The sequence below is a fragment of the Pirellulales bacterium genome (assembly GCA_036490175.1).
Lineage (GTDB): Bacteria > Planctomycetota > Planctomycetia > Pirellulales > JACPPG01 > JACPPG01.
In genome coordinates this window covers 1-10,941 of sequence record DASXEJ010000167.1, presented here as the reverse complement: position 1 = coordinate 10,941, position 10,941 = coordinate 1, and the positions used below count along the sequence as shown (strand labels likewise).

The window sequence follows — 10,941 nt, the reverse complement described above, 5'->3', positions numbered from 1 at the left end:
ACTCGACAAACTCGGGATACACGCCCCAGGGAGTTCCTTCTAACCCGCGCAATTGAATCTCGACGCGCGAAGAGATTCCCGAGATGCCATGCGCCGACGGTTGAATCCACACCGCGGCCCCGCGCTCGTGCGTGATCCCCTGCATAAAGGCGTACACGAATTGTTGATAGAGCGGATCGCCAGGCACGTCCCAATACAATTCGACGGATGAAATATCGACGGCGCTCGAATAGTTGATCGGGTACTCCCCCATATACATGTCAGGGAAGTACCAGGTGCGATTGGCCGAGTGATTGACGTAAATAATCGCCTCTGGATTGGCGGCGCGAATCGCGTCCCGCATGCGGTCGGCCAAATCGATAAAGTACTTCTCGTGCCAGGCGAGGTACTTGCGCGAGACCGGATCGTGGACCGGATCGAACTTGGTGGGAATCTCGCTGCCGCCAGAAAAATCGGCGAAGGCCTTCTTCGTAGCGTCGTCGTAGGTGTGCAGGTGTACCGGCGCATAACCGTCGAACCAGTAACCATCGATGTGAAATTCTCGCGTCACGTATTCCAGTTGCCGCAACAGCCAATCGACGTAGCCGCTGCGAATGTTGGCGAAGTTCGGTACGTCATCGACTTTGCCATCGGGTCGAATCCGCAACCATTCGGGATGAGCCTTGGCGAAAATCTCGTTGTGCGACGCCACCTGCACCGGCCCGAGGTACATCACCGCCTTGGCGCCGGCCGCATGGCAACGCTCGACGTGCGTCCGCAAGTACTTCTCGGCTTCGGCCACTCGCTCGGCAGAAAACATATGGGCCGAGGGGCCGACGACTTCCCAGCGTGTCAGCACGTTGAGCGTAACGACGTTGTAGCCCGCCTTGACGAACTCTTCGCCCATCCGCAGGTCGGCTGGCAGATGACCAACCCGGTGATGCGTTTCGATCCATTCGGGAATCGGACGCAAAGGCTGGGCCGCAGGCACCGATCGCGGCGGCAGCCCCGCCGTGTCAGGATTCAAGATCGGCTCACCGGCATGGCTGGCGCGAGAAAGCGCCGCGACGAATGCCAGCCATAGAATCCAAGAGCGAAGCCGAACGATCGACGAAATGCGCATAAGCGTACTCGCGTAGTTAAAAAAACACGAACGTTCAGATAACCCGTGACGCGGCGACGGCCCACCATCGCGCGCATACATACCGCCCGGCCCAAACGGCCGTGCGACGGGTTGGACACCATTACACCTCACCGCCAGATTCCGAAGGCGGCCGGTCGCGATCTACGACACGCCGTTCTTCTTGAACCACTCGAGCAGTCGCTTCCAGCCGTCGTCGGCCTTGTCTTGCCGATAGGTCGGGCGATAGTCGGCATGGAATCCGTGCGGCGTGTCCGGATAGAGCACGATCTCGCACGGCTTGTTTGCCTTCTTCAATGCTTCTTTCATTTGCTCGACGCTCGCCACGGGAATGCCTTGATCCGCACCGCCGTACAGCCCCAAAACCGGCGCCTTGAGGTCGTCGACCAAGTCGATCGGGTTCTTCGGATGCAGTTCGTCGGTGTTCGTCACCAGTCGGCCATACCAGGCAACGCCTGCCTTCAGGTCGGGGTTATGGGCCGAGTACAACCACACGACGCGTCCTCCCCAGCAGAAGCCAGTAATCGCCAGCTTCGCGGTGTTCCCCTTGCCCGACTTCTTGGCCCAGGCCACGGTCGCGTCGAGATCCGAAAGCACTTGCTTGTCGGGCACCTTCGAGACAACTTTCGCGATAATCTCGGCAATGTTCTCCATCTTCGAGACATCGCCCTGCCGGGCGTACATCTCGGGAGCGATCGCCAAGTAACCGAGCTTGGCAAAGCGGCGACAGATATCCTTGATATGTTCGTGAACGCCGAAAATCTCTTGCACCACGAGCACGACCGGGAATGGCCCTGCGCCGGTAGGCTCGGCGCGATAGGCCGGAATCTCGCCGTCAGTCACGGGGATCTTCACCTCGCCGGCGACGATTCCCTTGTCGTCCGTCGTGATCGTCTCGGCCGACACCGGCAGCACAGCCAGGGCGAATCCGGTTGATAAGGTGGTCACGACAAAGTCGCGGCGTGTGAATTCGGCCTTGCCCACCAGGCTGAGTAGTTCGTCACGGATCGATGCGTTCGACATGGCTCGCAATGCTCCTTGTTGAATGTCTGTAGCACGAAATCGCGTCATTCCGGACGCGGCACGCGTCGAGCCCTAACGTGCATCCTAGCGCGCGATACCCAGGATACCCGGCTGCGTGTGGCTTCGCTACGAGCGCGTGAGGGGCAACGCGGCAACGGGCGAAAAGTCGCGGCCTGCTTGAAACAAGCAAGTCCTTGCGCGTCAAACCAACTCGCGCAGCGGCTCGGCACCGCCATCGACCAGATACTGCGGGCGGCCGGCGAGGTCGGGAATCGTGGTCTGACTGGCTTCGATCCCCAGCGTGTGATAAAGCGTCGCGAACAGCTCGGCGAACTTGACGGGGCGCTCGACAGGCTCGCCCCCCAGCCGGTCGGTAGCGCCGATCACCTGGCCGCAGCGCAATCCGCCGCCGGCCAACAGCCCAAACGCCACGCGCGGCCAATGGTCGCGTCCGACGTTGGCATTGATCGTGGGCGTGCGCCCGAAATCGCCCCACACGGCTACGGTCACGTCTTTGTCCAATCCGCGCTCGCGCAGATCGTCCAGTAGCGCGGAAAACGCGCGATCGAATACTTCCATGTCTTCGCGGCAGCGATCAAAGCACGAGCCGTACGGATGGCCGTGCCAGTCCCACTTGCTGTAGTTGACCGTGACCACACGCGCGCCGGCCTCGACCAAACGCCGTGCCGCCAGAAAACTTTGTGGCACGCGTGGTGCGCCGTTGCCGTCAATAAATACCGTAGCGTCCCCTGTACCATACCGCTCGACCAGGCGAGGATCCTCGCGCGACAAGTCGAGCGCCTCGGCAAGCCTTGACGAAGTCAGCACGCCCATCGCCTGTTCGGTGAATGCGTCCAGTCCAGTCATCATTCCCCGCGCGTCGGACTCGCGGCGAAAACGATCGACGCTGGCCAACAAACGCCGCCGGTCATGCAAGCGATCTTGCGTGATCCCGCGCAGCACCAAATCGTCGCGCCCATCACCAAGCGGGCGAAACGGTGATTGTGCGACGCCCAGAAAGCCCGGGCCCGGTTCGTTATAAGGAGGATGCGTGCAGGGATAGCACAGGCTGACGTACGGCGGCACGCCCCGATCGACCGGGCCCTGCACTTTCGCCACGGCCGCGCCGATGGTCGGCCAAGGACCCGAGGCGCCGCCGGCGCGAGGATCGCGTCCGGTATAGCATTGAAACGCGTCGTGATCCGCCTGCGAGTCGGCGATCGATCGCACGACGACCATGCGATCCATCCGCTGCGCCAATCGCGGCATATGCTCGCAGATCTCGACGCCCGCAACGTTGGTCTTGATCGGTCGAAAGGGACCAGCCACTTCACGCGGCGCCAAAGGCTTCAAATCGAACATGTCGAGTTGAGGCGGCCCGCCCACCAGATAAATCAGAATGATCGATTTGTGCGAATCGCCGCGGCCCGCCTGCGCCTCGGCGCGCATCAAGTCGGGCAGCGTCAATCCAGCGGCGCCCAACGCGCCAATCCGCAAGAAGTTTCGCCGCGTGACGCGATCGCAAAACGGCTCGCGATTCAGCGGTCCTGGAATGCTGAGCATGGCGTGGGCTGCAATGCAATGGCGGGAGGGGGGGCACGCCGGCCAGAGGGCAGCGACCGTCAAGTGTCGCCGCACTCAGGGGCCAGCATTGGCGTCACAATACCATTGGCGACGCGCGCGAGGCAACTTTTTCTGCCGACCACGCGTCGTTAAGCCTTTGGCAAACGCTGTGTTCGATCTTGACGGATATGGGGGATTATCCCTATGATTGCGGGGTTGAATCGATTTTTCTGTGCGGAAGGTCCGCGCAGTGTCGATTCCTGGTAGGCACTCGGCTTGCCCCTGGGCTGTGAAATTGCAGAGCTCCGCCATGCTCCGCCGGCGCCTTCACCGTACGACCAGCCTGCTCGGCGCCGCTGCGTATTTATTGGCGCTGATCGCCAGCAATGCGTCGCACGTTCATGTGCACGCGCTGGGGGATGGTCGGGTAGATTCCTGTGCTGCGGCCTCGTGTCACCATGATGATGTCCATCACAATGGTGCCCAGCACGGCGATGCACATCATGACGATGATGACGACGGCACGCTCGCAGGTCTGTGCCACGGTCCTGTCGATGCGCCGGCGTCCGATGAAGAGAATTGCAATATCTGCCAGTTCTTGGGGCGGCCGATTCTGTTGGTCGAGCCATTCGAACTGACTGACGCTTCCGAGCCCGTCGTTCCTCTACCGGCGCTCGAAGAACCTGCCGTACGACCGGTGCTTTTGGTCGTTACACACGCGCGGGCTCCTCCTTACGCAGCCCAGGCTATCTGAGCAGCGTCATTTTCAACCGACTCCCGCGAATGATTGCGCGCCCGACGTATTTGTCTGCGCTCACTCGCTCGCTCTAAGGCAAGTCGGTCGACCGGCGATTCTTTTTCGCGCCTGATTACAACACCACTGGGTGTGCGCGCGTCTTGGATCGCTGGCCGCAAATTGTGATTCCATATTCGGAGATCGATGCGCCATGCGCAAGCAATACCCGTTACGCGGGTTCACACTCGTAGAACTATTAGTCGTCATCGCCATCATTGGCTTGCTCGTAGGACTGCTGTTACCAGCCGTGCAGGCGGCTCGCGAATCTGCCCGCCGTACGCAATGCACCAACAATCTCAAGCAGATTGGTCTCGCGCTACAGAATTATCACGACAATCTGGGCTTCTATCCCTCGGGCTACCTCGACGGGAACAAAGTACCCACCAACACGCCCGACTTGGACGTGGGACCTGGCTGGGGCTGGGCGGCGCTAGTGCTGCCTTATCTGGAACAAGGAAATCTTTACAACCAGATCAACTTCAGCCAGGGAATCGGCGCGCCGGCCAATGCCACGGTCGCCGGGCAGGCTCTGGCGGCCTATCAATGCGCATCGGATCCGTTGCAGGACAGCATCGCGATCTACAACAGCTCGATGACCACGGTGATTGCCACCGTGGCGCATAGCAATTACGTCGGCTGCAACGGCTGGGAGGAATGCTATTGGAACTCGGGGGGCGCCGGCGATGGCAGCGGAGCTGACCGGCTGGCCGGCGGCTTGGGTCAGTCCGGGAACGGGCTGTTCTTTCGCAACAGCCACTACACGGCCGCCAACGTCACCGACGGACTCAGCGGCACGATCTTCGTTGGCGAGCGATCGAGCGATCATTCCCCCAGTACTTGGACCGGCGCCGTAACGGGTGGACTATGTCCGGCCTGGATGGCCGGGCAAATCCCTAACTCGGCTCCGCCCGGCCCCGCCTACGACAATACCGACTATGCCGAAGCACTGATCCTGTCCCACGGCAACGGCACGCATCTGCCGAGCGCCGACTTTCCGATCTTTGACCCCGACACGTTTTACAGCATGCACGCGGGCAAAGGGGCGAATTTTCTCTTTGGCGACGGCTCGGTGCGGTTTCTCACCAGCAATATCGATCCCATGACCTATCAATACCTCTGCACGATCGCCGGCGGTGAAACTGCCGTCAGTCCATAAGCATCCCGCGCGACGGAGTTTCAGTTATGTATCTGCGCAGCGTTCTGATTCTGCTGCTGGGCTTGCTGATCTGCGGAGGCTGCAGTAAGTCGAAAACGACCGATGAGTTACTTGCCGATCTAAAATCGGATCAAGAGCGAGATCGAATCATCGCCGTACGGCTGTTGCCGCAACGCAAAGTCGACGCGGAGAAAATCGTGCCGGCGATGATTGATTGTCTCAAAGATAAGCAAGGCGACGTGCGTCTGAGCGCCGCCATCGGGCTGGGAACATTTGGCGCTGAAGCCAATAGTGCCGTCCCCGATTTGCGGGCCGCGGAGGAAGATCGTGACGCCAGGGTCCGCCGGGCTGCCGGCGTCGCCCTGACGCGCATCGATCCGAGCCTCACTCCCAAGCCCGACACGAAGCGGCGCAAAAAATGATTGCATCGGATGCATTGCGGCATCAAAAACTTCGGGCCGCCTACCCCACAAGGTAGGCGGCCCTAGGTGCTCGCTCCGAACCGAATTTCGATTGCCGACTCTTGGCTGAATGTGTTCGGCTGTTGCCTTCCCATGGGAAAGGTGCCGTTGGCGTCATGAAACTCCAACGTGGCCAGCGCAATCTGGTTGAGATTGCTCTAGCACTGAATCCTCCGCCCGCCACTTCACGTGCGGCTTGCACCGCGGGCAGCAGTAGTCCGATCAGAATGCCGATCTCGGCAATCACGGTCAGCGATTCCACGAGTGTGAAGGCGGGACGCACCTGGTGCGCGCAGAGGTTGAACATCGTATCCAAGGGGACCAGCGACGCAGAGTTTTTTTCGATAACGACGACCTGCGAAACGATCAAAGGATCATTATCACGATCGTCTTTGCGATGATTATTGAGATTCCACGCATGCTATCAATAGACGTCTGGCAAAATCTTTAGGGAAGATACCCTGGGTCGGACATCCTGGATTGTCGCAACCGTTTTTGATATCAGCGTTTACGAATAGTTGCTGGAATTGCATTTCCCGTGTATGACGTAACGCAACTTTGCCGATATTGCCCGATAGACCGTTTTTTACACGTCTAACGGTCTGCGCGAATCGTCCGACCAATAGCGGCGCGCGCTTTCGTTCGAGCTCGAGCCCATTTCTAGCGGCCAGCGGTACGAGGGGGGGGACTGCGCATGGAGGCACTTACGCCTCGGCGCTCGGCATGTTCATCGACGCGCGATGCGTCACGTCGGCCAGGGTTCATCCCTGACCAGCGGGCCGTACCGCGCTGTCATGACGCGCGCGCTATCCCTCCGCCACGTGCGGCAAACACGAGATTGTCGACGCGCGTTGCACTTGCGGCGTTAGCGCTAGTGTTGCTCGCCGGCAGCGGCTGCACGAGCATGCGCGACTATGTGAAAAACGGCTTCAAAGTTGGTCCGAACTATGCTCGGCCGCCGGCACCGGTCGCTGACGACTGGATTGACTCCGACGACATGCGCCTGCGCAAGGAAGAATCGCCCGACCTGGCACGCTGGTGGGCGTTATTCAACGACCCCGTGCTTAACGAGTTGGTGGCCGACGCCTATCGACAGAACATCACGCTGCGCGAAGCCGGCTTCCGCATCATCCAGAACCGCGCCCTGTTGGGTATCGCCGTCGGCGGCTTCTTTCCGCAGCAACAATATGCCTTCGGCGACCACACGCGCAATGCCATCAGCACGCAGGCGGCCAACCGCGCCTTTGTGTTGGACCAGTTTTTCCCGCAATGGGACGCCGGCTTCACACTCAATTGGGAGCTGGACTTTTGGGGGCGTTTCCGCCGCGCGATCACGTCTGCCAACGACCGGCTCGATGCTTCAGTCGAGGATTTCGACGCGACGCTAGTGACACTCTTTGGCGATTTGGCGCAGGCCTATGTGCAGATCCGCATCACCGAGCAGCAAATCGCGCTCACCAAGGCCAACATCGATCTGCAACGCGAAACGCTGGCTCTGGCCACGGCACGATTCCGCGGAGGTCTGGTCACCGAACTCGACGTCGATCAGGCGCAAAGCATTTTGTCGCAGACCGAAGCGCAGATACCCCAACTCGAAATCGTACTCCGACAGACGACCAACCGTATGTGCGTACTGTTGGGCATTCCGGCCGAAGATCTCGAGCGCCGCATGGTGGCCCAGCCTATTCCGACCGTCGCCCCCGAGGTGGCCGTCGGCATTCCGGCCGATCTGATTCGCCGTCGCCCCGACGTCCGTCGTGCCGAGCGCAATGCCGCGGCTCAGGCCGAACAAATTGGCATCGCCGAATCCGATTTCTATCCAGCCCTGTCGCTGAACGGAACGTTTTCCTATTCAGCGCAACAATTCAGCCAAATGTTTAACCAATCGGCCTTATATGGCAGTTGGGGGCCGGCATTCCAGTGGAATCTGTTGAACTACGGTCGCATTCTCAACAACGTCCGCGCGCAAGATGCGATTTTTCAAGAGCTCGTAGCCCACTACCAAAACACGGTGCTCAGCGCCAGCCGAGAAACCGAGGATGGCATCGTCACGTTTCTGAAGTCGCAGCAGCAAACGCGCTTCATGGCAGAAAGCGTCCGAGCGGCCAAGAAGGCGGTCGTTATCGCCATCGCGCAGTATCGCGGCGGACTGGTCGATTTCAATCGCGTGTCGCTCGTGGAGCAAAACCTGGTGCAGCAGCAAAACCTGTACGCCCAGGCGTATGGGAATATTGCGTTGGGGCTGGTCGCGACCTATCGCGCCTTGGGAGGTGGTTGGCAGATTCGTCTCGATCCTGCGGCAGCCGCGGCGCCAGGCTTGCCGCCGCCCGATCCAAATCAAAAGGGAGAGCACGTTCCGGCTGCCATGCCGCTGCTCGAGCCACCGGTGGCCCCCTCGCCACAGCAACCGCTTCCCATACCTGGAAGGCCACCGATGCCGGCTGCGCCCTTGCCGCCAGCCGTACCGCCTGCGGAACCCGTCAATCCACCCGCGGCTGCTGCCGCTGTACCCGTTGGCGCTTTGCGACTAAATCCACGACAGAATGCGAATACGCCCCCGATGCCCGCGCAGCCCGTCACGCCGTCCGTATCACAACCGGCGACTCGATTACCCTTCGCAACATCCGCCGACGGCCAGATACTGTCATCGGTCTCACCGGCCCTGCCAGTCGTTCCCCTGCACCAGCCGCCCGCTCCCATCCTGCAAAGTGCCTGGTTCGGCGCCAACGGCGCCGCAGGCAATTAAAAGGTTCACGACATGCGGAAACTACGATTCGCTCTCGCAGCGTTAATGGTCATGCTTTTTGTCCGTGCGGCTTGGGGGGCACCACCCCTCTGCTCGCGCTGCGCGCCGAGCAACAATGCCTGTGGTGTCTGCACGACGTGGTGCATCGACGACTATTGCCGCAAGGCCTTGCCCTGCCCACCCCCCTGCCCTCACGGCTGCGTCGATGATTATTGCCGCAAGCCACTCCCCTCCCCTCCTCCGTGCCCGGGCGGTTGTGTGGATGACTATTGCGACAAGCCGCTGCCGGCCTGCCCGCGAAATTGCGAACCGTGGTATCGGTGCCTGCCGACGAATCCTGTCACGGATGGTGGCCCGAATGTCGCTGCAGCCAACGCGCCACCGCCGCCACGGCAGATCTATGCCGCCCCTTGGTCTGCCGCGCTCAGTCGTCAACCACTAACTTCGTTGCGATGAGTCGCCCTCAGGTGGGGCATAGTCGGCCGGGCCCACGTCTGTCGCAACGACCGTTTTGCCGAACTTCTGAATCACGTAGTAGAAGACGGGCGTGAGAAAGATGCCGAACAGCGTTACGCCCAGCATGCCGCTAAACACGGCCATGCCTAGCGTGCGCCGCATCTCGGCTCCGGCGCCCTGGGCAACAACTAGCGGCACCACGCCCAGGATGAAGGCGAACGACGTCATCAGAATCGGCCGCAATCGCAGACGGCAAGCCTCCAGCGCTGCTTCGCGCCGGCCCACGCCAGCTTCCTGCTGCTGCTTGGCAAACTCGACGATCAAGATCGCGTTCTTGCTCGCCAGCCCGACCAGCACGACCAGGCCGATCTGCGTGAAGATGTTCACGTCCATATGCGAGCTTGTAACGCCAACCACCGAGCACAGCAAACACATCGGCACGACCAAGATCACGGCCATCGGCAGCTTCCAGCTCTCGTACTGAGCAGCAAGCACGAGAAATACAAACACCACGGCCAAGGCGAACACATAGACGGCCGTGTTGCCAGCCTGCAATTGCATATACGTCAATTCGGTCCAATCGAACGCCATCGCCTGCGGCAGCACTTTGTTGGCGATGGTTTGCATTCGTTCAATCGCCTGGCCCGAGCTTGTTCCGGGCGCTACATTGCCGTTGATCGCGGTGGCCGAGTACATATTGTAGCGCATCACGGCGGCCGGCCCGCTGGAATCGCGCACGTCGAGCACGGTGCCCAGCGGCACCATCTGATCGCGCTTGTTGCGGACCTTGATCAGCTTGATGTCTTCGATATTGTCGCGGAACCGCTTGTCGGCCATCACGTTGACTTGCCAGGTGCGGCCGAACTCGTTGAAGTTATTGACATAATACGAACCCAAATAGATTTGTAAGGTACTGAACACGTCCGACATCGACAGACCCACGGCCAGACACTTGGTACGATCGATATCGAGATATAGCCAAGGCGTATCGACGCGCGTCGAATTGAACAGCCCAGCTAGGCCAGGCGTGTTGTTCCCCTCGGCCACGATCTGGTCCGCTGCTTTTTCCAGCGCGTCGAGCCCCAGGTTGCCCCGATCCTCGACAATCATCTTGAAGCCGGCCGTCGTACCTAGCCCGTCGATCGGCGGAGCGCCGAAGATGCTCACCACGGCATCGCTGATCTCAGCCTGGCAATTTTGCCGCAGCTGATTGGCCACGTCATCGGCGGTGATGCCGTGACGATGCGAGAATTCCTCGAGCATCACGTACAGCGAACCCAGGTTCGGCGCATTCGCACCCAACAGCAGCGACTGTCCCGAGATTCCCACCGTATGGGCCACCCCATCGGTCTGCTGTGCTAGGCGATCGAGTTGTGCCATCACCTGCTCGGTCCGCTCGACCGACGCTGAGTCGGGCAATTGCACGTTGACTAGCAAATACCCCTTGTCTTGCTCGGGGACGAAGCCGGTCGGTGCGCGGCGGAATTCCGAATATGTCAGCCACAGCAAGCCCGCATAAACGAGCAGCACGATCACGCTCACGCGCAGTAATCCCCCCACGGCCCGCGTATAGGCAGTCGTGCCGATGGCAAAGGCCCCGTTGAATAGGCGGAAAAACCA

8 protein-coding genes and 1 pseudogene are annotated in these 10,941 nt (G+C 60.5%); 4 read left to right on the top strand and 5 right to left on the bottom strand.

What is annotated here, in order from left to right:
- The 3 genes from VGG64_12760 to VGG64_12750 form a co-directional block, all read right to left on the bottom strand.
- On the bottom strand, positions 1–1,102 hold a 1,102-nt coding region (locus VGG64_12760; protein HEY1600469.1), incomplete at its 3' end, for a hypothetical protein.
- 162 nt (positions 1,103–1,264) lie between these two features.
- Entirely contained in the window at positions 1,265–2,143 is an 879-nt protein-coding gene (locus VGG64_12755; protein HEY1600468.1) for a dienelactone hydrolase family protein, read from the bottom strand.
- A 201-nt stretch (positions 2,144–2,344) separates the two neighbouring features.
- Positions 2,345–3,706 (bottom strand): DUF1501 domain-containing protein, encoded by a 1,362-nt coding sequence (locus VGG64_12750; GenBank protein HEY1600467.1) that lies wholly within the window; start codon positions 3,704–3,706, stop codon positions 2,345–2,347.
- Positions 3,707–4,016: 310 nt separating this feature from the next.
- Here VGG64_12750 and VGG64_12745 point away from each other — a divergent pair, with 310 nt between their 5' ends.
- From VGG64_12745 to VGG64_12735, 3 genes are all read left to right on the top strand, one after another.
- Entirely contained in the window at positions 4,017–4,460 is a 444-nt protein-coding gene (locus tag VGG64_12745; GenBank protein HEY1600466.1) for a hypothetical protein, read from the top strand.
- 193 nt (positions 4,461–4,653) lie between these two features.
- Entirely contained in the window at positions 4,654–5,658 is a 1,005-nt protein-coding gene (locus VGG64_12740) for a DUF1559 domain-containing protein (protein HEY1600465.1), read from the top strand.
- A 26-nt stretch (positions 5,659–5,684) separates the two neighbouring features.
- Complete coding sequence (locus tag VGG64_12735) at positions 5,685–6,080, top strand: HEAT repeat domain-containing protein (GenBank protein ID HEY1600464.1); 396 nt, start codon at positions 5,685–5,687, stop codon at positions 6,078–6,080.
- Between the two features lie 200 nt (positions 6,081–6,280).
- On the opposite strand, the pseudogene VGG64_12730 reads toward VGG64_12735, so the two are convergent.
- Positions 6,281–6,426 (bottom strand): annotated as a pseudogene (locus VGG64_12730) (type II secretion system protein).
- A gap of 531 nt (positions 6,427–6,957) precedes the next feature.
- On the opposite strand from VGG64_12730, the gene VGG64_12725 reads away from it, so the two are divergent.
- Complete coding sequence (locus VGG64_12725) at positions 6,958–8,865, top strand: efflux transporter outer membrane subunit (protein ID HEY1600463.1); 1,908 nt, start codon at positions 6,958–6,960, stop codon at positions 8,863–8,865.
- A 438-nt stretch (positions 8,866–9,303) separates the two neighbouring features.
- On the opposite strand, the gene VGG64_12720 is transcribed toward VGG64_12725, so the two are convergent.
- A partial coding sequence (locus tag VGG64_12720) for an efflux RND transporter permease subunit (GenBank protein ID HEY1600462.1) occupies positions 9,304–10,941 on the bottom strand: 1,638 nt, incomplete at its 5' end.

Excerpts from the sequence above, each read along its gene's own strand:
- VGG64_12750 (HEY1600467.1), bottom strand. The coding sequence starts at position 3,706 with ATGCTCAGCATTCCAGGACCGCTGAATCGCGAGCCGTTTTGCGATCGC.
- VGG64_12745 (HEY1600466.1), top strand. The coding sequence starts at position 4,017 with ATGCTCCGCCGGCGCCTTCACCGTACGACCAGCCTGCTCGGCGCCGCT.
- VGG64_12740 (HEY1600465.1), top strand. The coding sequence starts at position 4,654 with ATGCGCAAGCAATACCCGTTACGCGGGTTCACACTCGTAGAACTATTA.
- VGG64_12755 (HEY1600468.1), bottom strand. The coding sequence starts at position 2,143 with ATGTCGAACGCATCGATCCGTGACGAACTACTCAGCCTGGTGGGCAAG.
- VGG64_12735 (HEY1600464.1), top strand. The coding sequence starts at position 5,685 with ATGTATCTGCGCAGCGTTCTGATTCTGCTGCTGGGCTTGCTGATCTGC.